Source organism: Saccharopolyspora sp. NPDC045941, assembly GCF_056431445.1.
In genome coordinates this window covers 58,065-82,947 of record NZ_JBWKKU010000012.1, presented here as the reverse complement: position 1 = coordinate 82,947, position 24,883 = coordinate 58,065, and the positions used below count along the sequence as shown (strand labels likewise).

Sequence of the window (24,883 nt, the reverse complement as noted above, 5' to 3'; positions counted from 1 at the left end):
GGGGCACAACCTGGGGGGGTGCGAAACCCCCCCGTCGTCGGCGGGGAAGGAAAAGTTTTGTTGCGGGGCGAAAACCCCCCCACCGCGGGTTCGCCCCCCCGCCCCCCCCCCCCGCGACCATTTCGCCATCACCAGCCGGGCGCCGAGCCGACGCCCGTCGGGCGCGAGCATGGGAACCTTCCTGTCATTCCGGGCGCGAGCTTGGGAACCTTCCTGTCACCGGATTCCAGGAGGTCGGGTCTTGGTTGCGCAGGCGGGCCGGTGTCTGGCTTGTGATCTCTCCAGCGGCGCAGTCGGCCTCCCGGGCGGGAGATCTCCACGAGACGGCTTCCTGGGTGGTGGAGCACTGCGTGGGTCCGTTGGGCATTGGCACGCTGCTGGTCAAGCCGTTCCGCCACGTGCTGCATATCGCGGAGCTGACCGAAGAGGAGAGCGCCGAGCTCGGTCCGCTGCTGCGGCGCGTGTCTGCAGCGGTCGAAGACGTCGTGCGCCCGGAGCAGGTCTACGTCTGCCTGTGATCGCATTCCGGAGGCGTGCCGGGACACATCCACTTCGTCGTGCAGCCCGCCACCTGCGACCTGATGGAACGGTTCGGCGGCTACGGGCCCGCACTGCAGATGGCGATGTTCACCGAAGGCGACATCCCGGACGAAGCAGAGGTCGAAGCGATCTGCGCCCAACTCAGAGCGGCGCTGCACCCTTCGGCTTCCTGACGCAGGCCCTTGCTGCCGGCTGCGCAGCCAGATGGGTCCGCCCGGGCCTGGAGTGACAGGAAGGTTCCCTTGCTCCCGTCGGGCGGGCCGTTTCGGTTCCTGCGGTGACAGGAAGGTTCCCTTGCACCGCTCCCGTGGCCGGCGGGAGCGGGCCGCGACCGAGCGTCTGATTTCACCTCCACTTCACTTTTGCGAGCGTTTACTTGCATTCGAAAAATGCGAGTGTTTGCTCGCATGTTCTTCCGAGTTGGTAACGACACCGCCAGCAGCCAAGAGAGGGACTTCTCGCGATGCTTGATTCGGGCAACAGTCCGCCCCCCGAACCCGCGTTGGCGCGCCTCGGCCGATTCGTGATCTGGCGCCGGTGGTGGACCCTCGCGGTCAGCCTGGTCATGTTCGCCGTGGCACTGGTCGGTGCCTCCGGCGCGATGAGCGCGCTTTCGCTGTCCCGCTTCGAATCGCCGGGCAGCGAGTCGCTGGTCGCCGCCGACGTGCTGGACCGCGAGTTCGGCACCGGCGGGCCGAACATGTCACTGCTGGTCACCGCCAAGAACGGAAACGTGGACGATCCGGTCGTCGCCGCGGCAGGTCGGGCGCTGACCGACGAACTGGCCGCCCGTCCGGAAGTGGCCGAGGCCGACTCCTACTGGTCCCGCGGGGCCAGTCCGTCGCTGCGGAGCGCCGACGGACGGCAGGCCCTGGTGTTGGCACGGGTTCCGGGCGACGCGACGCAGACCCGCGGCATCCTCCGCAACCTCTCACCGCAGTTCACCCGCGACACCGTGGACATCGCGGTCGAGGTCGGTGGCCGAGAGGAGGTCTTCCGGCAGGTCGGCGCGCAGGCTGGGCAGGACTTCATCCGGGCCGAAGCGCTGATCTTCCCGCTCGTGTTCGTGCTGCTGGTGCTGGTGTTCCGCGGATTCGTCGCGGCTCTGCTGACGCTCGGAATCGGAGTGTTCGCGATGGTCGCCACCATGGCGGCGTTGCGCGTCACGGCCGCCTTCACCGAAGTCTCCACGTTCGCGCTCAACATCACCCTCGCGATGGGATTGGGGCTGGGAGTCGACTATTGCCTGTTCGTGATCAACCGGTTCCGGGAACGTCTCAGCAGCGGCGACACCCAGCACGACGCGATCATCCACAGTGTGCAGACCGCCGGGCGAACGGTGCTGTTCAGCGGGCTGACCGTCGCGATCTCGCTGCTGGGGCTGCTGTTGTTCCCGTTCCCCTTCCTGCGGTCCTTCGCCTACGCGGGGTTCTTCGTCGTGCTGTTCAGCGCCATCGGGGTGCTCTTCACCCTCCCGGCCGCGCTGGCCCTTGTCGGACGTGCGATAGGCGGAGGCATGCTGCGGCGTCGCCGCCCCGGGCCGAGTCGCGCCGGCTTCTGGCACCGCACGGCCCTGATCGTGATGCGCCGACCAGTCGCCTTCGGCGGCGCCGTCATCGTCATCCTGTTGGTGCTGGGATCACCGATCCTCGGACTGCGGTTCGGCCTGCCGGACGACCGAGTGCTGCCGCCCAGCGCATCGAGCCGGCAGGTGTCCGAGCGAATCCGGGCCAACTTCGGGGTCGAGGAGTCCGACGCGATCCACCTCGTCGCCCCGTCCGCCGGTGACCCAAGTGGACTGCGGCCGCAGGTCGAGGGTTATGCGACCGCGCTGTCCCGGCTGGAAGGGGTGGTGCAGGTCGATACCATGGCTGGCCGGTTCGTCGATGGGCAGCGCGCGGCCGGTGTGCCGGCCGAATTCGACCGGTTCACCAGCGGCACCGGAACGTGGCTTTCAGTCGTGCCCAGCACCGCGATCCTGGAGGCGGACCCGCTGGGCTTCGTGCAGGACGTCCGCGACGTCCCCGCGCCGTTCGCCGTGCAGGTGGGCGGTTATCCCGCCGAACTCGCGGACTTCCGGGCGGCGCTGCTCGACAGGGTGCCGCTGGCGTTGCTGGTGATCTTCGGGGTCACGTTCATCATCCTGTTCCTGATGACCGGCAGCCTGGTGCTGCCGCTGAAGGCGACAGTGCTGAACCTGCTGAGCCTGTCGGTCATGTTCGGTGCGCTGGTCTGGATGTTCCAGGAAGGGAACCTGTCCGACGTCTTCGGCTTCACCGCCACCGGAACGCTCGAAACCAGCATTCCGATCCTGATGTTCTGCATCGCGTACGGGCTGTCCATGGACTACGAGGTGTTCATGATGTCCCGGATCAAGGAGGAGTACGACCGGACTGGTGACAACGAATCGGCTGTCGCGGTGGCGATCGAACGCAGCGCACCGCTGATCACCGCTGCCGCAGCGATCTTGGCGGTGTCCTTCGCGATGTACGCGTCTTCGGGCGTGCTCTTCCTGAAAATGCTCGGGCTCGGCCTGGCGTTGGCGGTGCTGGTCGATGCCACGTTGATCCGGGCTGTCCTGGTGCCCGCGTTCATGCGGCTCGCCGGAAACGCCAACTGGTGGGCCCCCGCACCGCTGAAGCGAATCCACGCCCGGTTCGGCATCAGCGAAGCAAGCCCATCGCAGTCGCCGACCGCGCAATCCCTGGCCGGAACGCGCTAGCGCCCGACCATCGGCGCTCGCTCCACAGCTGTGCGGGCGGGCGCCGTGACAGGAAGGTTCCCTTCCTGTCACGGGTTCAGCAGCGCATGACCGGCGAAATCTCCGCGCGACCTTTTGAAGCTGGAGTGCGTGGCCCGGGGCAGATCAGTCGCCGACCAGCGGTGCCAGGGAGGCGTGGAAGATCCGCTTGAGTTCGCGGACGACCGATGCTCGCTCGTCTCCGGTCGACGTGATGATCAGGGGCAGGACGCCGCGGAACGCTCCGGTCAGCACCCGCGCGGCGCGCACCCTCTGATCCTCCGGCAGCTCCGGGGCGCGCGCGGCGAAGATCGTGCTCAGCCGGTCGATCACCGCTTCGCGGATGTGCAGGGGTTTCGTCGCCACCTCGTCCGGGGTGTTGAACAGGGCTTGGAAGCCCGGGTTCGACAAGTTGAAATCGATCATCGGGTCCAGCATCGCGTCGATCAGCTCGGCGAGCGGGAGGCCGGCGTTCTCCACGGTCAAGGCGGTGCGGTGCGCCTCCTGCAACTGGCGGAGGTACCGCTCGGCAAGGGCGCGGGCGATCTCCTCCTTGTTCGGGAAGAACTGATAGAGCGAGCCGGGGGAGGACCCGGCGCGAGCCGCGATCGCGTTCGTGGTCGCGGCGGCGAAGCCGACCTCGCTGAACACCTCGGCGGCGGCGTCCAACAGCAACTCGATGCGCCGTTCGCCTCTTGCTTGCCTGCGACGCTGCGGCGGCCGATCCGCCATCCCTGCCACCTCCTCCGCGCGGCCGCCACCAGCCCCGGCGAAGATGCGACCGTTCGTTCACATTCTCCGCGGACGGTATCCGGTCCGCGGTGGTAGGGGCGGCTGGGAACCTTCCTGCCGCCCCTCGGGTGCTGGATGCGAGGAAGGGAACCTTCCTGTCACGCGGCCCTTCGTGCGTGGAGGTGACAGGAAGGTTCCCATGCTCGCACCGCCCCAACCCCCATCCGGGCGCAACTGATCGTTCGGCAAGCCCCACACCCATTGACTGTGACAGTGTTGGTGTCACACTCTGGGTGGAGCACCTGCCGCAATGAGGAGGCACGCCACACATGTCCGAGGCGTTCGTCTACGACGCGATCCGCACACCACGCGGTCGCGGCAAGAAAACCGGGTCGCTGCACGGGGTGAAGCCGATCAGCCTGGTGGTGGGCCTGATCCAGGAGCTGCAGCGCCGCCACCCGGACCTGGACCCCGCGCTGATCGACGACGTCGTGCTCGGCGTGGTCTCGCCCGTCGCCGACCAGGGCGGCGACATCGCCAAGACCGCCGCGCTGGCCGCGGGCCTGCCCGACACCGTCAGCGGCGTGCAGATCAACCGCTTCTGCGCGTCCGGCCTGGAGGCCGTCAACATCGCCGCCCAGAAGGTGCGTTCCGGCTGGGAGGACGCCGTGCTCGCCGGCGGCGTCGAATCCATGTCCCGGGTATCGATGGGCTCCGACGGCGGAGCCTGGGCGATGGACCCCGAAACGAACTTCGCCACCTCCTTCGTGCCGCAGGGCATCGGCGCCGACCTGATCGCCACCATCGAAGGCTTCGACCGGTCTACTGTGGACGCCTATGCCGCCGAATCGCAGACCCGCGCCGCCAAGGCCTGGGCCGACGGCCGCTTCGCCCGCTCCGTGGTCCCGGTGACCGACCGAAACGGCGGCACCGTCCTCGACCGCGACGAACACATCCGCGCCAACACCACGGCCGACAGCCTCGGCGGGCTGAAGTCGTCCTTCGCCGACATCGGCGAGCTCGGCGGATTCGACGCCGTCGCGCTGCAGAAGTACCACTGGGTGGAGCGCATCGACCACGTCCACACGGCCGGCAACTCCTCCGGCATCGTCGACGGCGCCGCGCTGGCGCTGATCGGCAGCGAATCCCTCGGCGAACGCACCGGGCTGCGCCCCCGCGCCCGGATCGTCGCCGCGGCGCTCAGCGGCGCCGATCCGACGATCATGCTGACCGGCCCCGGCCCGGCGGTCCGCAAGGCACTGGCCAAGGCCGACCTGAGCATCGACCAGATCGACCTGATCGAGATCAACGAGGCCTTCGCCGCGGTCCCGCTGAAGTTCATGAAGGAATTCGGCGTCGCCCACGACAAGGTCAACGTCAACGGCGGGGCCATCGCCATGGGCCACCCGCTGGGCGCCACCGGGGCGATGATCCTGGGCACCCTCATCGATGAGCTGGAACGCCGCAACCAGCGCTACGGCCTGGCCACGCTGTGCATCGGCGGCGGCATGGGGATCGCGACTGTCGTCGAACGGATCGGCTGAAGGACACATCACACATGAGCGAGCAGAACACCATCCGCTGGGAGTCCGACGCCGACGGCATCGTCGTGCTGACCCTGGACGACCCGCAGCAGCAGGCCAACACCATGAACGAGCGCTACCAGCGCTCCATGGACGAAACCCTGCAGCGCCTGGAAGCCGAGCGCGACAACATCACCGGCGTCGTCCTCACCTCCGCGAAGAGCACCTTCTTCGCCGGCGGTGACCTGCGCGAGCTGGTCCAGGCCCGCCCCGGCGACGCCGAACGGGTCGCCGAAACCACCACCGGAGTCAAGCGGCAGCTCCGCCGCCTCGAAACCCTCGGCGTGCCGGTGGTCGCCGCGCTCAACGGCACCGCCCTCGGCGGCGGCCTGGAGATTGCGCTGGCCTGCCACCACCGCATCGCGCTGAAGGACCCCAAGGCCCGCTTCGGTTTCCCCGAGGTCACCCTCGGCCTGCTGCCCGGCGCCGGCGGCGTGGTCCGCACGGTCCGCCTGCTCGGCATCGCCGACGCCCTGCTGAACGTGCTGCTGCAGGGCCAGCGGCTGCGCCCGGAGAAGGCCGCGGAGATCGGCATCGTCGACGAGCTCGTCGACACGCCGGAGCAGCTGATCGCGGTCGCCAAGGACTGGATCAAGGCCAACCCCGAGGCGGCACAGCCCTGGGACCGGCCGGGACACAAGATTCCCGGTGGCACGCCGTCGAACCCGAAGTTCGCCGCGAACCTCCCGGCGTTCCCCGCCAACCTCCGCAAGCAGCTCAAGGGCGCGCCACTGCCCGCCCCGCGCAACATTCTCGCCGCCGCGGTGGAAGGCGCGCAGGTCGACTTCGACACCGCGCTCGCCGTCGAGGGCCGCTACTTCGTGGAGCTGGTCTGCGGCCAGACCGCCAAGAACATGAGCAAGGCGTTCTTCTTCGACCTCCAGCACATCAACTCCGGCGGCAGCCGCCCGGCCGGCGAACCCGAATGGCGCGCGAAGAAGGTCGCGGTGCTCGGTGGCGGGATGATGGGCGCGGGCATCGCCTACGTGTGCGCCAAGGCCGGCATGCAGGTCGTGCTCAAGGACATCTCGCTCGCGGCGGCCGAGAAGGGAAAGGACTACTCGGCGAAGCTGCTGGAGAAGGCCATTGCCAAGGGGCGTTCGACGCAGGCCAAGGCGGATGAGCTGCTGGCCCGGATCACGCCCACCGACCAGATCGACCCGCTGACCGGCTGCGACCTGGTCATCGAGGCCGTCTTCGAGGACACGAAGATCAAGCACCAGGTGTACTCGGAAGTGCAGGAGGTCATCGACGGCGACGCGCTGATCGCCTCCAACACCTCCACGCTGCCGATCACCGACCTCGCCGAGGGCGTGCGCCGCCGCGAGGACTTCATCGGCCTGCACTTCTTCTCCCCGGTCGACAAGATGCCGCTGGTCGAGATCATCTGCGGTCAGCACACCAGCGACCGGGCCTTGGCGCGCGCGTTCGACGTGGTGCAGCAGATCAACAAGACGCCGATCGTGGTCAACGACAGCCGCGGCTTCTTCACCAGCCGCGTCATCGGCACGTTCGTCAACGAGGGCGTCTCGATGCTCGCCGAAGGCGTGCACCCGGCGTCCATCGAGCAGGCCTCCGCGCAGGCCGGATTCCCGGCGCCCGTCCTGCAGCTGTTCGACGAGCTGACCTTGACGCTGCCGCGCAAGATCCGCGACGAGACCAGGCGCGCCGTCGAGGCCGCCGGCGGGACCTGGACGCCGCACCCGGCCGAGCTGGTGCTGGACCGCATGGTCGACGAGTTCGACCGCAAGGGCCGCTCCAGCGGCGCCGGCTTCTACGACTACGTCGACGGCAAGCGGGTCGGGCTGTGGCCGGGACTGGCCGAGCACTTCGGCGCGGCCGAGCGCGATCCGTCCGAGGTGAGCCTGACCGACCTCAAGGAGCGGATGCTGTTCGTGGAGGCGCTGGAAACGGTCAAGTGCCTCGACGAGGGCGTGCTGCGGTCGGTGCCGGACGCCAACATCGGCTCGATCTTCGGCATCGGGTTCCCCGCCTGGACCGGCGGAGTCGTGCAGTACATGAACGGCTACTCGGGCGGGCTGGCCGGATTCGTCGCGCGCTGCCGGGAACTGGCGGAACGCTACGGCGAGCGGTTCGAGCCGCCGGCCTCCCTGGTCCGCCGCGCAGAGGCGGGGGAGCCGTTCGACCTCGGCGAACCCGACGGGGACATCGTCGCCGCCACTGCGGCGTGACGCGCGAGGCTTCGTAGCCGTCGAACTCGCGGACGTGAAAAAGCGCCGGGCCAATGAGGGCCCGGCGCCTTTCGGCTGGTCCTGCTCAGCGCTTGGGGTGGTCGATGATCGGCGCGTTGACGCAGTTGTTGATCTGCGGCGACAGGATCGGGACCACGATGGCGGCGACGGCAACGTTGTTGCCGCACAACTGCACCGGAACGGCGCTGACGTTGTTGTCGTCCAGCAGGTTGATGCCGTTGTTGTTCGCGCTGTCGGCGAAGGCCGGGGAGGCGATGGCCATCATCGCAGCGGCGGCTGCGGCAACACCAGCAATACGAGCACCGGTACGCACTGTGCTTCTCCTTAGGTGACTGAACATTGCGGGTTCATCCCATGCGGTGACCGGGAAAACGCGGGAACAGGCCCCGTGCAACGGCGACCGCGCGGCAGAGTTTGCGCCATTCCCGCAGGCGAAGTCGAACCGCTCCGGGCGTGTTCCGGCAAGTTCCCACGATGGAGTGAGAAATCCATTGTGGAGCGTTGCTTGTTCGTTGTGCGGACACGAAAAAGTGGTCCCGGAACGATTTCCGGGACCACTTGATCAGATCGTGCTCAGCGCAGCGTGCGGGCCACGTCGCCGATCGACGGGAGCTGACCGGTGATCCGGTGCACCGGAGCATTCGGAAGGCCGCCGGTGACCTGCTGCGCGACGTCCCTCGCGCCACCGCCGAGGCCGCTGTTGAGCTCCGACGTCACCGGGGTCTTCTCGATCGCAGGCACGAGCTTCTCGGGCTGCGGCAGGGCGACCTGCTTGCCGGAGTTCTGCAGCGGGTTGCGCTGCAGAGCGGGGGCGACCGCGCCGACCGGGTTGGCCAGCGGTTCCGTCGCGTAGCCCTGGGCCGCGGTCAGGTCGACCGCGGTGTCCAGCGTGGACGTGCCCTGGTGTCCGGGCTCGCGCGGTCCCACCTCGGCGTCCAGCAGCGTGGCTTCCGGAATGCGTGCGGAGGCCACACCGAGGTGGCCCGGGGTCACCGAGCCGCCGATGGTCGGACGGGTCTTCGTCATCTGCTCGACGCGGGTGGTCTCGGCGAAGACGTGGCCGAGCACGCGGTTCGGCTTGCCGGGCGCGAGCACCGGACGGCCGTCCCGCAGCTCACCGCCAATCCCGTGGCCGGTGGTGGTGATGTCCGCGCCCACCTTCTTGACCAGGTTCGGGGTGTTCGCGTACAGCTGGGTGTCCGCGCACGGAGCCTTCGTCGGGATGTACCCGGGCCCGTTCTGCATCTGGCAGGCGTTCAACGGGGCGAGGACCCCGACGTTGTCCGGAACGGACGACAGGTCCGGCTTCGGGAGGTCGGTGCTCTCCGCGGCAGAGGCGGCACCGGTTCCGACAGCGGCGAACCCCGCGGCCACAACGGCTGCCTTTACTGTGCGCGTGGTCCAGGGGCGCAAACTGTTCTCCTTGGGTCTGACGTGTTGGCACGGCTGACTCGGTATCGGAGAACGTTCGGTGGATCTTGACCCCCAATTCTCGACCACCGCCCGAACGAGTGAAGTTCGAGAGGTGCGACCCGCTGCTCAGGTCGGAACCGAGGCCCCTGCTGTCTCGGCATTCCGACCCCCGCGATCTCGCGCCGACAACACACTCGCGGCGCTCCAGCTCAGGGACGGATGACAGAAAGGTTCCCATGCTTCAAAGGTGCGGGGGTGCGCTCGGCGTGAGGTGACAGGAAGGTTCCCATGCTCCAAAGGCGCAGCCCTGCGACCGGCGTGGAGTGACAGGAAGGTTCCCATGCTCCAACCGGCGCCCCAGGGTCGTCGGCGGCTGGGCCGCCTTGAGGGCGGGTGGTGTCAGGGGACTGGGGTGAGGCTCGGGGCGAACAGCGCCATCAGGTGTCCGGTGGCTTGTTCGGCGGTGATTTCCGGGCGGCGGTCCCGCCACAGGGCGAGGCGTTCGCAGGCGCCGATGATCGCCTCCGCGAACGCCTCCAGCTGCACCGGATCGAGGTCGGGGCGCGCGGCGCCCATCAGTCCCGAGGTGAACTCCATCTGCTGCATGCGGATCGATTCCAGCTCGCTGCTCACCGATGAGCTCGGCACCGCGGACTCGTTGCGCAGCAGCGCCCAGGCCTGGGCGTGATCGTCGCTGAACTTGAAGAACGCCAGCAGGCAGTCGTGCAGCAGTTGCTCGGGGGTGGCTGCGCCGGCCGCCGCGACCGTGGTCGCTTCCAGCAGCTCGCGCTTGGCCCGTTGCAAGCAGGCGAGCAGCAATCCCTCCTTGGAACCGAAGTACTCGTAGAGCATCGGCTTGGACAGGCCGACCCGTGCCGCGATGTCGTCCATGGACGTGCCCTGGTAGCCGTCCGCCGCGAACACCTGCTCGGCGACGGCGAGGATCTGGCGTTCCCGTTCGGCTCGGGGCATCCGCTTGCGTCCGGTGGTCGGTGCCTGCTGCGTCTCCACGGAAACACCCTACCGCAAGTAACCTACTCGTAGTAAGCTACTCCCGGGTAGTCAGTCGTTCCGGTGTCGGAGGAGGACCTGATGGTGCAACGGCAAACGCAGGACCAACGCAAATACCGGACCTCGGTGATCATCGTCGGGACCGGCTTCTCCGGGCTCGGGATGGCGATCCGGCTCAAGCAGGCCGGGATCAGCGACTTCATCGTGCTGGAGAAGTCCGCCGACCTCGGCGGCACCTGGCGGGACAACACCTACCCGGGCTGCGCCTGCGACGTGCCGTCCCTGATGTACTCGTTCTCCTTCGAGCAGAACCCGTCCTGGTCCCGGATGTTCGCCAGGCAGGGCGAGATCTCCGACTACCTGCAGCACTGCGCGGACAAGTACCGGGTCCGCGACCACATCCACTACGGCGTCGAGTTCACCGGCGCCGAGTACGACGAGGACGCCAGCACCTGGACGGTGTCCACTGCGGACGGAACCGAGTACGAAGGCCGCGCGCTGGTGTCCGGCGTCGGCGCATTACACATCCCGAGCTACCCGGAACTGCCCGGCGTGGAAGGCTTCGAGGGCGAGGTGTTCCACTCCGCTGAGTGGAACCACGACATCGACCTGGCGGGCAAGCGGGTCGCGGTGATCGGCACCGGGGCGAGCGCCATCCAGTTCGTGCCGCGCATCGCCAAGGAAGTGGCGCAGCTGCACCTGTTCCAGCGCACCCCGCCGTGGATCCAGCCCAAGCCCGACCGGCCCATCCCGGAGTCGGTGCAGCGCCTGTTCCGCAACGTCCCGCTGGTCCAGCGGGCGGCCCGCGCGGCGCTGTACTGGACCCTCGAAGCGCGCTACTTCGCGGTGTTCAACCGCCGCCTCGGCAAGTTCGCCGAGCAGCTGTCCAAGCGGTACATCCGCAAGGCCGTCAAGGATCCGAAGGTGCGCGCCGCGGTGACCCCGGCCTACGCCATGGGCTGCAAGCGGATCCTGCTCTCCAGCGATTACTACCCGGCGCTCAACAGGTCCAACGTGGACCTCGTGACCAGCGGGGTGGCCGAGGTCCGGTCGCGATCCGTGGTCACCGGCGACGGCGAGGAGCACGAGGTCGATGCGATCATCTACGGCACCGGCTTCCACGTCACCGACGCGTTCGACCACCTGAGCATCGTCGGCCGCGACGGGCGCAAGCTGCAGGACGCCTGGCGCAACGGGATGGAGGCCTACCTCGGCATGACCGTCTCCGGCTTCCCGAACCTGTTCTTCCTGCTGGGGCCCAACACCGGGCTCGGGCACAACTCCGTGGTGTTCATGATCGAGTCGCAGATCAACTACGTGCTCAGCTGCCTGCGGCCGATCTGCCGCGACGAGATCGGGCAGATCGACGTGCGGAAGTCGGTGCAGGACGCCTTCAACGCCGAGATCCAGGCCGAACTGGCCGACGAGGTGTGGTCGGCCGGCGGGTGCCGGAGCTGGTACCTCGACGAGAACGGCGTGAACCGCACGATCTGGCCCGGATTCACCTGGAAGTACTGGCAGCGCACCCGGAAGGCCGACCTCGCGGACTACGAGACGACCGCAGGCCAATCCCGTTGAAGCTTCGCACGGGCGTTCGATATAGTGGTGGCGTCACTGTCTAACAGCCCCGAAGGGGCTCACCCTTGAGCAAGGGGTGGCGATGTCACCGCTGTCGTCCGATGAGCTGCGCGGAATCCGCGAAGAGCTGAACGCCGGAACCACGCCGACGGTGTGGTTCACCGGTTCGGCCGTGGGCGTCCAGGAGGGCCGCTCCGGCAAGGTCGTCGCGCTCGGCGAACCGGCCGAGGGCGACTTCATCCAGGTCCGCCCGGCAGGTTCGAAGGACGTGCTGTCCTTCTCGGCCGCGGAGGTCACGAAGGTCAAACCACCCCGCAAGAAGGCGGCGCCACCCGAGCCGCCGGCGAAACCCGCCGCGAAGCCACGCCCTGCCACCCCGGCACCGGCTCCGGCTGCGGCGAAGCCACCGGCGGCGCAGGAGAAGCCCGCCGCTGCGGTGAAGCCTGCTGCTCCGGCGAAGCCCAAGGCCGCCGCGGCTCCGGCCGCTGCGTCGGCGAAGCCGGCTGCGGAGTCGGCGGCACGCCGCAAACCACGACAGGCGAAGCCGATCGGCGGGGCGACGGTGACGCTGACGGCGGACCAGGACGGCCAGTGGAGCGTCGAGGTCAGCGCCGGTAAGAAGCGCGTCGTGCGCCCGACACCCGTCGCAGCGAACGCGGTTGCGCAAGCGGCGAAGGCGCTGCACGACGACGTCGCGGCAGCGGTGGAACCGCTGATCGACGCCGCTCGCGAGCAGCAGCGCCTGCGCGTCGAGCAACTTCGTTCGGAGCTCGCCGCGGCGCAGGCGGCGCTCGACGAACTCGGGGACTGAGTCCCACTGCGCTGAGCCGGATTTCCGTGTCCGAAGCTCGCCAGCATCTGTCGTCGCGCTCCGATTCACTCATGTCAGGCATCAGGCCGGGACATGGTGAAGAGGAGCTCGATGACCGAAACGTTGTCGCGGCGGCGCGGCTCCAGCGGGCAGCTCACCGCGTTGCTGGGTGGGATGTTCCTCGGCAACGTGGACGTGGCCATCGTCAACGTGGCCGCGCCGTCGGTCCGCGATGACCTGGCCGCCTCGGGTGCCGAGCTGGAGCTGATCGTCTCCGGGTACGCGCTCAGCTTCGCGGTGCTGCTGATCACCAGCGCGCGGTTGGGCGAGATGCGCGGTTACCGGCGGATTTTCCTCCTCGGTCTGGCGGTCTTCACTCTCGCGTCGCTGGGCTGCGGGCTCGCGCCAACACCCTTTCTGCTGGTGTGCGCACGGATCGTGCAGGGCGCCGGGGCGGCGTTGATGACTTCGCAGGTGCTGACCGGAATCCAGCTGAACTTCCGGGACGACGAACGCACCCGCGCGCTGGGCTTTTACGCGGTGACCCTCGCGGGCAGTGCGGTGATCGGGCAGGTGCTCGGCGGTCTGCTGGTCTCCGCGGACCTGTTCGGCACCGGGTGGCGTCCTGTCTTCCTGATCAACGTGCCCATCGGCGCGGCCCTGTTCATGACCGCCTGGTTCGTCCTGCCCACGGACCGGGGACGCACGGAGCGGCTGGACCTGACAGGAGCGGCGGTCTTGGCCGCGGCGCTCGCGTTGTTCATCGGCCCGATGATCCTGGGGCGGGAGATGGGCTGGCCGATGTGGATGCAGTTGTGCTTGGCGGCCAGCCCGCCCGCGTTCGCGCTGTTCGTCGTGGTCGAACGTCGTGCCGCGCGGCCACTGGTCGAGCTGGGCCTGCTGCGGCGGGCACCGGTGGTGTGGGCGATGGTCGCGCAGACCACAGTGCGGGCCACGTACTTCGCGCTGCTGTTCGTGCTGGCGCTCCACCTCCAGCAAGGGTTGGGGGAGAGCGCGACCTATTCCGGGCTGGTCCTGGTGTCCTGGGTGGCCGCTTTCGGCGTCTCGGGCCCGCTGCTCGGCCGGATTCCCGCACGCTTGAGGAGATCGGCGGCACCGGCCGGGAATCTGCTGCTCGCTGCTGCTTTCGCCGGGATCGGCTCGGGCCGGTGGTGGGCCGCCACGGCCAACGGGCCCCTGCTGATCGTCCTGCTCGGTCTCGGCGGGCTGGGGTACGGGGCGGCGTTCAGCGCCACGCTCGACCACCTGACGAGCGTCGTCGAAACCCGCCACGCACCGGACGTGAGCGGACTGTTCAACACCACGTTGCAGATCGGCGGTGCCGTGGGCGTCGCCGCCTTCGGCGCGATCTACCTGGATCTGGCGCCGGCGAGTGGACCGGAGGCGGTGACCGCCTTCAGCACGGTCGCCTTCGCACTAGCCGCCGCGGCGCTGGCCGCAGCGGCATGTGCCCAGCTCGCGATCCGGACCACCAAACCCCGGCAACCGCCGGAAACCTGATGCGAGCATGGGAACCTTCCTGTCACGCACCAGCCGGGCAGGCACTGTGACCAGGGGATTTCCAGAGGCAGTCGGTATCGAACGAACGGCGCTCGCCGCCGCGCGGGAACGCAGCCGGCGAGCGCCGCCAGTCGTGTGCCGGGTTCGTCAGTTCTCGATGTCGGTGGTGGCGGTCATGGTCTGCTTGCCGCGGTCGGTGGGCGGGATGCGGTCGTAGGCGGCGGGGTCGAGGTGCTCGACCTGGCCGCTGGCGACCGATGAGAGGATCCCGTCGAGTCCGATGTAGACGGCTCGGGTCAGCATCGCGCGATGCTGCTCGCCCAGCGTCTGCGTCTGGCCGCGCACCTCGAACAGCACCGCGCCGCTGCCGTTGAGCTGGAACGTGCCGAGACCCGTGCCCGGCAGGTTGGTGTCCTGCGGGTAGAGCGTGATGTTGCCGAATTCCGGATTGCGGTTGGCCGCGGCCTGCAACGCGTTGTACGCGGCCACGTTGAGCCGCTTGGAGTACTCCGGCCGGAAGGTGTCGGCGAACTCGGCGTACGCGGCGCCCTCCGGGGTCGCGGGGTCGGCGACGAACTTGCCGGACAGGCTCAAGGTCACGAACCGGTCGGTAACCGGAACCGTGTAGCAGGCGCCCTGGTGGTGCAGGTCGATGTAGGTGTCGACCGCGCCGAACTCGGCCTGCAGCGAGCGGTAGACATCGCGCACCGACTGCGTCTCCGGGCTGATGAACCAGCCCGGCCGGTCGCTGCTGCCGGGGAAGTCCTGCGGCTGCGGCTGGTAGTCGAGGTCTGGGTTGTAGTCCCGGTTGACGTCGAAGCCGGGCCGCTGCGAGTAGTCGTCGCCCTGTCGGGACTCGGTGTAGTAGTTCCAGGACGGCGGCGCGGTCGCCAGCTGCGGGAAGCGCGCCTGCACCTCCTGCCACGTCATGTCGTTGCCGCGGCGATCGAGCGCGGCTCCGTCCGGGTTGATCTTCGGCATCGCGACCACGGTGAGCTGCTCGCGGATCTGCTTGGCCCGGCTGGAATCCGAGGTGCCCAGGAAGTCGAGCAGGTCCAGCACCGCATCCGGCCCGGTCTTCTCGTTGCCGTGGATCTCGGCGGTGACGAGCACGACCTTCGGACCGGTACCGACGCGCGCGAGGAGCATGTCGCGGCCCCGGTTGGATTCGCCGACGGTTTCCACCGCGACGCGACCCGCGCTCACCCGCTCGATCCGGTCGAGCTCGACGAGGACCTCGTCGTAGCTGGTGAACTCGCTGATCGGGTTCTCCCGGGGCTCCTCGCTGCACGGCGGCGGGGCCGCCATCGTCAGCGGTGCGGTGGCCGCTGCGGGAACGAACGCCGATCCCGCGACCACGGCCGCCAGCGCCAGTGCTCGCATCCGATTCATGCAGAAACTCCTCGCCGTCGCAGTGACGGCCCAAGCCAAACCGATCTAGGCGAAAGCCACAATCGGCCATGAGTGCGCATCTCGGACTTCTTGGACCGGATGGACAAAGCATGGTCGCGCGGCCTATCAAGAACTCGTGCGAGTCTCGGTTGAATCCCCCGCCAAGGACAGGGCGGCGTTGCAGCACCGGTCTTTTCGGCTTCTCCTGGTAGCGACCGTCGGTGGTTTCGCCGGGTATGTGCTGCTGATGCCGGTCCTCCCGCTGTGGGCGGTCGCGGGCGGTGCGGGCGAGGTCGCGGCCGGGGCGACCAACGCCGTCTTCATGCTCGTGACGGTGCTGACCCAGCTGGGCATGCCATGGCTGCTCAAGCGCATCGACCACCGAATCGCTTTCGCGCTGGGCACGATGCTGATCGGCTTGCCCACCCCGCTGTACGCGCTGTCCAGCGAGCTGTGGCTGCTGCTCGGCGTCTCCTGCTTGCGAGGAGTCGGCTTCGGGCTTCTCACCGTGACCGGCGCCGCCCTGGTGGCAGAGCTCGTGCCCGCTGCGCAACGCGGCCGGGCGGCTGGGCTCTACGGGTTGTCGATCGGGCTGCCGAACGTCCTCTTCCTGCCCGCCGGCGTGTGGCTGACGCAGACGATCGGCTTCGTCCCGCTGTTCTGGATCGCCGGGGCACTACCGGTGGCTGCGACCGCGGCGGCGCTGGGCATGTCGCGCGTGCGGGCCAAGGCGGTGGAGCGGTCCGGCACCTCGGCGTTCCCGCTGGCGCTGCTGCCGTCGTGGACCGTCATGACCACGGCCGCGATCGCAGCGGGCGGGCTCACGGCGTTCCTGCCGCTGGCCATCGCAGGATCGGTGGCCCCGGCGGCGTTGCTGGCCTTCGGCGTCGCCACGATGCTCGGCCGGTGGGCCGCCGGACAGCTCGGCGACCGGCTCGGGCCCCACCGGGTTCTGGTGCCCGCCGTGCTGCTGGCTGCCCTGGGCACGGGCCTGCTCGCGGTCGCGGCGTGGGGCGCGGACCCGGTGGCCCTGGCTGGCGCGGCCGCCTTCGGGGCCGGATTCGGCGCGGTGCAGAACATCACCCTGGTCGTGATGTTCGAGCGCACGGCGTCCGGCGTGGCCAGCACCGCCTGGAACATCGCCTACGACGCCGGCCAAGGCCTCGGCTCGATCGGCTTCGGCGCCCTGGTCACGTTGTCCGGCTATCCGGTGACCTTCGCCGTCGCGGCGATCCTCATCGCCATCGGCACGCCCCTGGCCGCCTCCCACCGCCGGCGGGGTTGAGAGCAAGGGAACCTTTCTGTCACCCAACCCCCTCCCACTCCGCCGGTCGGAAAGCCGCAGCATGGGAACCTTCCTGTCACTCGCCGCGAGAGCCGGGCGGTGGTGGTGACAGAAATGTTCCCTTCCTGTCACCACGCGTAAGACCCGTGGTGTGTGGTTGGACACATTTCGTGGAATTTCAGCCGGCCGAATCGCGCTTCAGCGGATCGGCGAATCCGGCCCCGGGTGATCGGGGCGAACAGCCCGTGACGACACCGGGCCACCCGGTCGCTCGGGACCGCCTAGAATTCGGGGTGTGTTCCGCAGCCTGTTGACCCCGCGTTGGCTGCTTCTGCACGCGCTTTTCGTCGTGGCCGCGGTCGCCACCGGCTTCCTTGCCGTGTGGCAGTGGGACCGCGCGCACGAAGCAGGGGGAAGTTTCCAGAACCTCGGCTACGCCTTGCAGTGGCCGCTGTTCGGCGTGTTCACGATCTTCCTGTGGGTCCGGCTGATGCGCATGGAAGCGCACCGGGATCGGGACGAGGCGGAGCCGGAAACTGCGGAGACCGTGGCTCAGGAAGATGTCGCGCCGCAGGTCGAGGCCCAGTCGGCCGCACGCCGGAAGCGGCCCCTGGTGCCGCCGCCGGCGGCGCCGGTCGGTGCCGACGATGATCCGGAACTCGCCGCCTACAACCAGTACCTGGCCGACCTGAACAGATCGGATCGCCGCGCTAGTTGAACGTGATGTTGCCCTCGATGGTGCGCGCCTGGATCAGGTTCTTGACCTCGCCGCGGTTCACGTTGACCACCGCGTTGTCGGAGGCCGAGATCTCCTCGTGCACCTCGGCACCCTCGGTGCGCAGCTCCTCCGCGAACTCGGCGTCCTCCGCGCAAACCTGGTCCAGCCGTTCGGCCAGTGCCTTCACGTGCGGCTGGCCCGCCGAATCCTGTTCGGCGGCTTCGAGCGCGGCCCTCGTCTCCGGATCGTTCTGAGACCTCCGGCGCAGGAGGTCGCGGACCTTCTCCAACGCCTGCTTTCCGGCAGCGCCGAGCGCGGTGGCGGCTTGCCCAGCGAGCGCCGTGGCCAGCGAATCCAGGAACGGGTCGGTCATTTCTCCTCCGCGGTGATCGACTCCGGTGGTCACCAAGTGTAGTGATCCGGGCCAGGTGCGTGGGGCTGTCGGCGGAGACTCGGCCGTTCGGTGCAATGCCGCGCGGATCGGCGGATGTGATATCAACGAATCGACTGACAGCTAGGGAGAAGCGGGCGTCGGCCGATGCCGACGGGACGCTCCCGGGCCGATCGTTGGACGAGCGGGGGCGGGCCCCAGGTGGGCCCTGCGATCGGCGGTCGAGTCGGGTGGACATTTGGTGATTGGGGCTGGCGTGCGCGGCGGCGTGCTGTTGAAGATGTTCGGACTGTGCGTCCTGGCCGGTGTGCTGGTGGCGGCGTTGTTGCTGCCGATGGCGACCGGGGCCGGGGCGATGGTCAACCAGACGAGCGACGCCATGTCGAAGATGTCGGGTTCCCTGGCGAGGCGCGACATGCCGCAGGTGTCCACCATCATGGACAAGGACGGCGAACCGATCGCGTACTTCTTCGACCAGTACCGCATCGAAACGCCGCCGGATCAGGTCTCGGACACCATGAAGGCCGCGATCACCGCGGTCGAGGACAAGCGCTTCTGGGACCACGGCGGCGTGGACTGGCACGGCACCATGCGCGCGCTGGCGACCAACGTCAGCAGCGGCGAGGCGGCGCAGGGCGCGTCCACGATCACCCAGCAGTACGTGAAGAACTACCTCGTGCACGTCGCGGCGGACTCCGAGGTGGAGGCCGAGAAGGCCAAGGAATCGACGATCGCCCGAAAGCTCCGCGAGGCGAAGATCGCCGTCGAACTCGAACACACCATGACCAAGGAGGAGATCCTCACCGGATACCTCAACGTGGTGCCGTTCGGAAACCAGACCTTCGGCGTCGGCGCGGCCGCCCAGACCTACTTCGGCACCACGTCCGACAAGCTGACCATCGCCCAGGCCGCGCTGCTCGCGGCGATCGTCAACCAGCCCGGTTCGCTGAACCCCAACAGCAACCCGCAAGACGCGATGCAGCGCCGCAACCTCGTGATCGACCTGATGGCGGACCCGAACAACAACATCCGCATCACCAAGGAAGACGCGGAGCGGGCCAAGCAGGAACCGCTCGGCGTGATGTCGCCGCTCGGCCGGCCGCCGAACGGCTGCGCCGGCGTCGGTGACGGTGCCACCGACGGCTTCTTCTGCACCTACGTCACGGACTACCTGAACCGGCTCGGCATCGACAAGGACAAGCTGAAGACCGGCGGCTACACCATCCGCACGACGCTCGACCGCAAGGCCACCGACGCGGCCAAGGCCGCCGCCGAAGCCCAGGTGCCGACCCAGACCGATGGCATCGCCAACGCGATGGCGATGGTCGAGCCCGGCAAGGACAAGCACAAGGTGCGGGCGCTGGTCGCCAACCGCGACTACGGCAACGACGCGAGCAAGGGCCAGACGGCGTACGACATCGTCAGCCGGGTGCAGCCCTTCGGTGCAGGCTCGGTCTACAAGGTGTTCACCGCGGCCTCCGCGATCGAGCAGGGCATGAGCGTCTACGACACGATCGACGTGCCACCGTCCTACACCTCCCGCGTGTACAAGAACGGCACCGCGCCGTACACCGTCTCCAACGCCGACGGCGTGCAGCCGGGGCCGAGGACGCTGCAGATGGCGTTGGCCACGTCGCCGAACACGGCGTTCGTGGCACTGTCGGAAAGGGCCGGCCTCAACAACGTTGTGGACATGGCCTCGCGCCTCGGGTTGCGGGTCGGCATGAACGGGGTCAACTCCAGCGGCCTTCCCCTGAAAGCCGATGGCTCGAACGGCCCGTCCCAGGCCGACATGATCAAGAAGGGCAACCGGGGCGCATTCACCCTCGGTTACACCCCGACGAGCGTGCTGGAGCTGTCCAACGTCGGGGCGACGATCATGAGCGGCGGCGTCTACTGCCCGCCGACGCCGATCGAGGAGATCAAAGACCGGCACGGCAACCCGCTGCAGCTCAACGAGGCCGCATGCGAGCAGGCGGTGTCCCCGCAGGTGGCGGCGGCCCTCGCGCAGGGCATGAGCAAGGACGACACCGACGGCACATCGCGCCAGGCAGCGCAGAGCGTCGGCTGGAATCGGCCCATGATCGGCAAGACCGGGACGACCCAGGCGCACCAGTCGGCAGCGTTCCTCGCTGCGACTCCCCAGATGTCCGGTGCGGTCCTGACCTACGCCGACGGCAGCACCCCCCAGGGGATCTGCGACGGCGGCGGTGACGCGCCCCCGTACTTGTGCGGGAAGAACGGCGGCAACATCTACGGCGGCAAGGTGCCGGCCCGGACATGGTTCGCCGCGATGACGAAGGTCCACGAAGGCCTGCCACCGGCGCCGCTGCCCAGTTGACCTGGCACTGCTCAGTCCTGAAGCCCGTGCTCACGCCGTGAGCACGGGCTTTTTCATGTCGTGAAAACGGGAATTTTCCGTTCAAAAGAAGAATTGTCCGCAGTGGTACCGCCATCGGTGTTCCGCTTCCGAAGAATTGCGTGACGGTGATTACGTGGTGTCCAAAATGGCCGCCTCGATATATTTGACCCGAATGTGGCTCTGGGGCTCTTTGGATTCCGCTGAGGGGATTGCGCTGCATGCTGGGATTCATTTGGAAAAACGGGAATTCGCGCGCTGGTTCTGATGCTGACCGTGCTCGGCTTTATGGGTGCAATGCTCGGAATCGCCAATGCTGCCGGAATAACCTGCCGGGATATCGGAAACGGATTGCTGTGCTCGAACCGGATCGGTAATCACCACTTCGACGTCTGGTACGACAAGCGCGCCGGGGATTGTCGACGTCATGCTCGGATGGCGGAACATGGACGGTGGTATCACGCCCCACAACGAGTGGTTCACGCTCCGCCCCGGCCAGCGCGCCTTCCACTCGTTCCCCGGTGGGCCCGGTGCGAACTGGTGCGCCTACGCGAACCTGTTCTCCCGGCCGACCAGCGCCCCCGGCGCGACACCGCAGAATTTCTACGGCGCACTGGATTGTCCGTGAGTTGATCTTCTCGCCCGCTGACCGAAACGGTTTCGGTCAGCGGCGAGAACTCGCGCATCCTGTTCCACTCCGCTGCGATCAGCAGATTTCGGCTCATGTTCGATCTGCGGTCCGGCGGAGTTCTTCGTGCTGCGTAAAAAATCGGAATGGAGTTGAGGAGTGTTCCGAAGACGGATCTGCGCAGGAGTGCTTGCCGTGCTGTTGCCGGCCGTGCTGATGCCGACGACGCAGGCCTTTTCTTCTCCGCCAGGTGTCGCGGAAGCGGCACCTGGCGGGCAATCGGGTGTCGGCAGACCGGAGCCGCCTCCGCAAGTGGCTCCGGAGAAGCGCGACGAACTGCTCTCCGAACGATGGCGTTCCTCCGCGGACATCGGGTGGGCCGCCGTTCCCGGCGGAATCGGCCGAGCCGGTCGAGATCGCCGCCGAGGTGCTGGCTACCGGCGCCCGGCTCGACTTCGGCGTGGCGCCGGAATCAGATCACGGCCCGGATGGAAGCGAGCCTTCTCCCGGACTCGACCTGACCGAAGTGGACAGCGGCGTGCAGAGCGCAGCGGACCCGACCGCAGTTGCGCGGTGGTGCGCAACGAATCCGCGGACGCAGGTGTACCAGCCCACCAAGCGCCAGGTGGAGTGGGCGGCCAACCAGGCGGTGCAGCACAACCTGTTCCCGCCGCGGCCCGCCAACTGGAAGCAGTCGGGACTGCCGACGTGGACGCCGCAAGCGATGTTCCCGGCCGTCCCCTTGGAAGGCGGTGGCGAGGTTCCGGCGCAGATCATGCTCGGCGTGCTCACCCAGGAATCGAACATGGCGCAGGCCAGCTGGCACGCCCTGCCCGGTGTGACCGGCAATCCGCTGATCGGTAACTACTACGGGACCGAGGTCTACGACGAGGACCCGGGCAACGACTGGGACGTCGACTTCGCCGAGGCCGACTGCGGCTACGGCATGGCGCAGGTCACCGACCACATGCGCCGGGCGGGCCACGAACGGCTGGGAGACCTCCCGGCGTGGCCGGCCGACAAGCAGCGCGCGGTCGCGCTGGACTACGCCACGAACCTGGCTGCCGGCCTGCAGATCCTGCAGCAGAAGTGGAACGCCACGCGTTCGGCGGGGATGGTCGTCAACAACGGCGACCCCTCGAAGATCGAGAACTGGTTCTACGCCCTGTGGGCCTACAACAGCGGCTTCTACCCGCAGGGCAGCGACCCGAGCGGCCAATGGGGCGTGGGCTGGTTCAACAACCCGGTGAATCCCCGCTATCCCGTCGACCGGAATCCGTTCCTGGAGTTCACCTACCACGACGCGTCGCATCCGCAGGACTGGCCGTACCCGGAGAAGGTGATCGGCTGGGCCGGGCATCCGCTGGCCGACGCGGACGGCGCCGGATACCGGGCCGCGTGGTGGAACGACGGACCCGCACCCGGCGCGGAGAACCGCGAGACGGCGAAGCCACCGGTGGAGCTGTTCTGCGACGCGCGCAACTCGTGCGACCCCGCCGCCGCCGAAGCATGCCTGCGCGCGGACTTCAAGTGCTGGTTCCACTAGCCGGCGACCTGGAAGGCGGACTGCGGCTACAGCTGCGGCAACGAATTCATCAGGTTCGACACCACCTACCCGGAACAGCCCGACGGCAACAAATATCCGCCCGCCTGCGATCTCGACGGGCTGCCGCCCAACGCACTGATCGTCGATGACGTGCCGGATTCGGTGCCGCCGGTGCGGACCACGGACCGCCACGGCAACAAATGCGTCCGCCCGCACACCAACAGCGGCACGTTCGCCCTGAACTTCGCCACCGATGCCCAGGGGCGCTATCCGTCCAAGGTGGACTTCCACCAGATCGGCGGCGGGTTCGGCGGGCACTTCTGGTTCGCCCAGACCCGCCAGCCCGGCGCGTGGGGCGGCAAGATGGACGTCACCGGAACCTGGACGCTGGACCGGCCGCACACGGGGCCGATGAAGATCATGGTCGCGCTGCCCGACCACAACCTGGCCGATTACCGGGTGAACGCTCGGCCGGGCGAGCGGTCCCGCGTGACGAAGCAACCCGGCGAGGGCAACCGATGGGTGTCCATCGGGCGGAGCCCGGCCCGGCGGATGCGATGCTGCAGTACAGCAACCGGATCCGCGGCGATGCCAGAATCGCGCCGGGCATCGGCGTCCTGATCGAGGACATCCGCAAGATGTTCTTCGCCCGGGACGGCTTGAACGGAGTCGAGACATCGCTGTTCGCCGTGCGCCGCCGATCTGGCAAGAGCTCCGCTTCGACGCGTGCGCCGATGGGACGGTCCGGAAAGTCGATCCCCATTCGCCGATATTGCGGGCGAGCCTGATGCCCGACCAGTACCTCTACCACAACAACACGGCCATCAGCCGCGACGGCGTTCGCACCGGGAGCAACGGTCCGGTTCTGAAGGGAGATTTCTTCCGCTTCAGCAACCTTCCCGAGACATCATCGGAAACGCCCTGGGGGCAATGCCAGCCGATCAGTCCCAATCGGTTCGGAAATCCGTGGGCCATCAACCCCGATCTCGTATTGAAACCGAAGGACTACGAGTTCAGGAGGTTCTGCTCGGATGGGACGTTCGATACAGACCCCGCGCACAGTTGGTGACTCGTGATCATTCCTGCGCTCGTACTCATCCTCGGGGTGGCGGCGCTATGGGTGGGAGTCGCGTTGGCCCCGCTGAAGCGCGTGGTGACGAGGGTCGTGTTCCTCGCCGTCCACATCGCCGTGATCACGCTTTTCGCCTGGGGCGTGTGGGGTGCTCGAGACTGGTCGGTGTACGTGTTCCTCGGCATCGCTCTGTGGCCCGGTTCGGCCGTCAGCGCGATCCGCATCCTGCGGGCGATCGTCCGAAAGGAGTGAGGTCGATGAGCTGTCGCGTGTGATCCGTCACCGGCGATGTACGCAAGGGGCTCCCGTCGTTTCGTGCGACGGGCGCCCCTTACCTGCAGGGCCCGGCTCTCAGCGAGGTTTTGGCAAACTGGCGAAGTGAGCACTGACCAGGACCGAGTGGATGTCCGCGGCGTTGTCAGTTTCGTCGCAATCGCCTATTTGCCGGCGTGGCTGCTGACCCTGCCGCTCTGGTTGACCGGTGAAGGACTGTCGTGGAGTTGGGCGCCCCTCGTCCTCTTCCTCATGATGTTCATGCCGGCGGTGGCGGCATTGGTGGTCACCAAGTGGATCAGCTCGCGGCCGAAGGTGCTTCGAGGGCTGGGAATCACCAACCCCGGCGGCATCAAGAAGTGGTGGCCCTACGCGCTGATCGCCTGGCTGGGGCCGCCGCTGGTGGCGACCTTCGCGCTGATGGTGGGCTACCTGCTCGGGGTGTACCAGGCCGATTGGACGGGTTTCTCCGGGCTGGCCGAGCAGTTCGGTGGCACCGTGGTGGGCGCGGAACCCGAGACGTCGCCCGGGATGCTCGCGCTCACGCAGATCGCCGCGGTCTTCGGGCTGGGCTGGCTGCAGGTCATCCCCGCGCTGGGTGAAGAACTGGGCTGGCGGGGCTACCTCACGCAGGCGCTGCTGCCCCTCGGACAGCCCGGCGCGTTCCTGACGACCGGCGTGCTGTGGGGCCTGTGGCACGCACCGGTCCTGATCCTCGGCTACAACTACCCGACGCTGCCGATCGTGGTGGCGTTCATCATGATGGTGTGCTTCTGCACCCTGGTGGGAACGCTGCTGGGCTGGCTCAGACTCGCGTCGCGCAGCGTCTGGCCGGCGGTCATCGCGCACGGATTCCTCAACGCGGCGGCCGGTTTGGGCATGGTCTTCAGCATGGCCGGGCACCCGGTCGACAACGCGTCGACGGGGCTCCTCGGATGGAGCGGGTGGATCGTGCTCGCTCTGCTCATCCTGGTGCTCTTCATACTCGGGAAGCTCCCGGTGCGGTTCCCGGTGAAGGCGACCGGGATCTCCCGAGGAGTCAACCGCCGCACCCGCCGCTGACGGGTTTCGGTGCGA

24 protein-coding genes are annotated in these 24,883 nt (G+C 68.1%); 17 read left to right on the top strand and 7 right to left on the bottom strand.

The genetic code is table 11. From position 1 onward, the window contains the following. Window positions 1–350 precede the first annotated feature (350 nt). The 3 genes from AC07FN_RS12060 to AC07FN_RS12050 all read left to right on the top strand — a co-directional run bounded on the left by AC07FN_RS12060 (window position 351) and on the right by AC07FN_RS12050 (window position 3,262). Complete coding sequence (locus tag AC07FN_RS12060; RefSeq protein WP_478395644.1) at window positions 351–518, top strand: HIT family protein; 168 nt, start codon at window positions 351–353, stop codon at window positions 516–518. 15 nt (window positions 519–533) lie between these two features. Beyond that, window positions 534–713, top strand: a complete 180-nt coding sequence (locus AC07FN_RS12055) for a hypothetical protein (RefSeq protein WP_478395643.1) — start codon at window positions 534–536, stop codon at window positions 711–713. Window positions 714–1,063: 350 nt separating this feature from the next. Further along, complete coding sequence (locus AC07FN_RS12050; RefSeq protein ID WP_478395642.1) at window positions 1,064–3,262, top strand: MMPL family transporter; 2,199 nt, start codon at window positions 1,064–1,066, stop codon at window positions 3,260–3,262. Window positions 3,263–3,406: 144 nt separating this feature from the next. On the opposite strand, the gene AC07FN_RS12045 is transcribed toward AC07FN_RS12050, so the two are convergent. Then, window positions 3,407–4,012, bottom strand: a complete 606-nt coding sequence (locus AC07FN_RS12045; RefSeq protein WP_478395641.1) for a TetR/AcrR family transcriptional regulator — start codon at window positions 4,010–4,012, stop codon at window positions 3,407–3,409. 329 nt (window positions 4,013–4,341) lie between these two features. Here AC07FN_RS12045 and AC07FN_RS12040 point away from each other — a divergent pair, with 329 nt between their 5' ends. Then, window positions 4,342–5,556, top strand: a complete 1,215-nt coding sequence (locus AC07FN_RS12040; RefSeq protein ID WP_478395640.1) for an acetyl-CoA C-acetyltransferase — start codon at window positions 4,342–4,344, stop codon at window positions 5,554–5,556. A gap of 14 nt (window positions 5,557–5,570) precedes the next feature. Further along, entirely contained in the window at window positions 5,571–7,787 is a 2,217-nt protein-coding gene (locus AC07FN_RS12035) for a 3-hydroxyacyl-CoA dehydrogenase NAD-binding domain-containing protein (RefSeq protein ID WP_478395639.1), read from the top strand. A gap of 85 nt (window positions 7,788–7,872) precedes the next feature. Here the strand turns inward: AC07FN_RS12035 and AC07FN_RS12030 are convergent, their stop codons facing one another. The 3 genes from AC07FN_RS12030 to AC07FN_RS12020 form a co-directional block, all read right to left on the bottom strand. Further along, complete coding sequence (locus tag AC07FN_RS12030; RefSeq protein ID WP_452616640.1) at window positions 7,873–8,121, bottom strand: hypothetical protein; 249 nt, start codon at window positions 8,119–8,121, stop codon at window positions 7,873–7,875. Between the two features lie 260 nt (window positions 8,122–8,381). After that, on the bottom strand, window positions 8,382–9,182 hold the full coding sequence (locus AC07FN_RS12025) for a hypothetical protein (protein ID WP_478395638.1): 801 nt from the start codon (window positions 9,180–9,182) through the stop codon (window positions 8,382–8,384). Window positions 9,183–9,620: 438 nt separating this feature from the next. Further along, entirely contained in the window at window positions 9,621–10,232 is a 612-nt protein-coding gene (locus tag AC07FN_RS12020; RefSeq protein ID WP_358574540.1) for a TetR/AcrR family transcriptional regulator, read from the bottom strand. Between the two features lie 81 nt (window positions 10,233–10,313). Here AC07FN_RS12020 and AC07FN_RS12015 point away from each other — a divergent pair, with 81 nt between their 5' ends. The 3 genes from AC07FN_RS12015 to AC07FN_RS12005 all read left to right on the top strand — a co-directional run bounded on the left by AC07FN_RS12015 (window position 10,314) and on the right by AC07FN_RS12005 (window position 14,142). After that, window positions 10,314–11,810 (top strand): flavin-containing monooxygenase, encoded by a 1,497-nt coding sequence (locus AC07FN_RS12015; RefSeq protein ID WP_478395637.1) that lies wholly within the window; start codon window positions 10,314–10,316, stop codon window positions 11,808–11,810. Between the two features lie 82 nt (window positions 11,811–11,892). Continuing rightward, the gene (locus AC07FN_RS12010) at window positions 11,893–12,621 is read left to right on the top strand and encodes a DUF6319 family protein (RefSeq protein WP_478395636.1); all 729 of its coding nucleotides are present in this window, start codon (window positions 11,893–11,895) and stop codon (window positions 12,619–12,621) included. Between the two features lie 111 nt (window positions 12,622–12,732). Beyond that, window positions 12,733–14,142, top strand: a complete 1,410-nt coding sequence (locus AC07FN_RS12005) for an MFS transporter (RefSeq protein ID WP_478395635.1) — start codon at window positions 12,733–12,735, stop codon at window positions 14,140–14,142. Window positions 14,143–14,289: 147 nt separating this feature from the next. Here the strand turns inward: AC07FN_RS12005 and AC07FN_RS12000 are convergent, their stop codons facing one another. Next, on the bottom strand, window positions 14,290–15,534 hold the full coding sequence (locus AC07FN_RS12000; RefSeq protein WP_478395634.1) for a M14 family zinc carboxypeptidase: 1,245 nt from the start codon (window positions 15,532–15,534) through the stop codon (window positions 14,290–14,292). Between the two features lie 136 nt (window positions 15,535–15,670). On the opposite strand from AC07FN_RS12000, the gene AC07FN_RS11995 reads away from it, so the two are divergent. After that, window positions 15,671–16,819 carry an MFS transporter gene (locus AC07FN_RS11995; RefSeq protein ID WP_478395633.1) on the top strand — a complete coding sequence of 383 codons (1,149 nt, stop codon included), beginning with the start codon at window positions 15,671–15,673 and terminating at the stop codon, window positions 16,817–16,819. A gap of 295 nt (window positions 16,820–17,114) precedes the next feature. Further along, entirely contained in the window at window positions 17,115–17,537 is a 423-nt protein-coding gene (locus AC07FN_RS11990; RefSeq protein ID WP_478395632.1) for a hypothetical protein, read from the top strand. Here the strand turns inward: AC07FN_RS11990 and AC07FN_RS11985 are convergent. After that, window positions 17,530–17,910: a hypothetical protein gene (locus tag AC07FN_RS11985; protein WP_478395631.1), complete on the bottom strand. Its 381-nt coding sequence runs from the start codon at window positions 17,908–17,910 to the stop codon at window positions 17,530–17,532. The genes AC07FN_RS11990 and AC07FN_RS11985 overlap by 8 nt on opposite strands. Window positions 17,911–18,208: 298 nt before the next feature. Here AC07FN_RS11985 and AC07FN_RS11980 point away from each other — a divergent pair, with 298 nt between their 5' ends. Further along, window positions 18,209–20,269 (top strand): transglycosylase domain-containing protein, encoded by a 2,061-nt coding sequence (locus AC07FN_RS11980; protein ID WP_478395713.1) that lies wholly within the window; start codon window positions 18,209–18,211, stop codon window positions 20,267–20,269. Between the two features lie 249 nt (window positions 20,270–20,518). Here AC07FN_RS11980 and AC07FN_RS11975 read toward each other — a convergent pair whose 3' ends face one another. Continuing rightward, window positions 20,519–20,716, bottom strand: a complete 198-nt coding sequence (locus tag AC07FN_RS11975; protein ID WP_478395630.1) for a hypothetical protein — start codon at window positions 20,714–20,716, stop codon at window positions 20,519–20,521. Between AC07FN_RS11975 and AC07FN_RS11970 the strand changes: the two genes are divergently transcribed. The 6 genes from AC07FN_RS11970 to AC07FN_RS11945 all read left to right on the top strand — a co-directional run bounded on the left by AC07FN_RS11970 (window position 20,715) and on the right by AC07FN_RS11945 (window position 24,868). Next, window positions 20,715–20,915 (top strand): hypothetical protein, encoded by a 201-nt coding sequence (locus AC07FN_RS11970; protein ID WP_478395629.1) that lies wholly within the window; start codon window positions 20,715–20,717, stop codon window positions 20,913–20,915. The genes AC07FN_RS11975 and AC07FN_RS11970 overlap by 2 nt on opposite strands. Window positions 20,916–21,165: 250 nt before the next feature. After that, window positions 21,166–22,461 carry a hypothetical protein gene (locus AC07FN_RS11965; RefSeq protein WP_478395628.1) on the top strand — a complete coding sequence of 432 codons (1,296 nt, stop codon included), beginning with the start codon at window positions 21,166–21,168 and terminating at the stop codon, window positions 22,459–22,461. Between the two features lie 150 nt (window positions 22,462–22,611). Next, a complete protein-coding gene (locus AC07FN_RS11960) occupies window positions 22,612–23,082 on the top strand; it encodes a hypothetical protein (protein ID WP_478395627.1) in 471 nt (156 codons plus the stop codon). A 166-nt stretch (window positions 23,083–23,248) separates the two neighbouring features. Then, complete coding sequence (locus AC07FN_RS11955; protein WP_478395626.1) at window positions 23,249–23,530, top strand: hypothetical protein; 282 nt, start codon at window positions 23,249–23,251, stop codon at window positions 23,528–23,530. A 3-nt stretch (window positions 23,531–23,533) separates the two neighbouring features. Next, window positions 23,534–23,785 (top strand): hypothetical protein, encoded by a 252-nt coding sequence (locus AC07FN_RS11950; protein ID WP_478395625.1) that lies wholly within the window; start codon window positions 23,534–23,536, stop codon window positions 23,783–23,785. 126 nt (window positions 23,786–23,911) lie between these two features. Beyond that, the gene (locus tag AC07FN_RS11945; RefSeq protein ID WP_478395624.1) at window positions 23,912–24,868 is read left to right on the top strand and encodes a CPBP family intramembrane glutamic endopeptidase; all 957 of its coding nucleotides are present in this window, start codon (window positions 23,912–23,914) and stop codon (window positions 24,866–24,868) included. The last annotated feature ends 15 nt before the right edge of the window (window positions 24,869–24,883 follow it).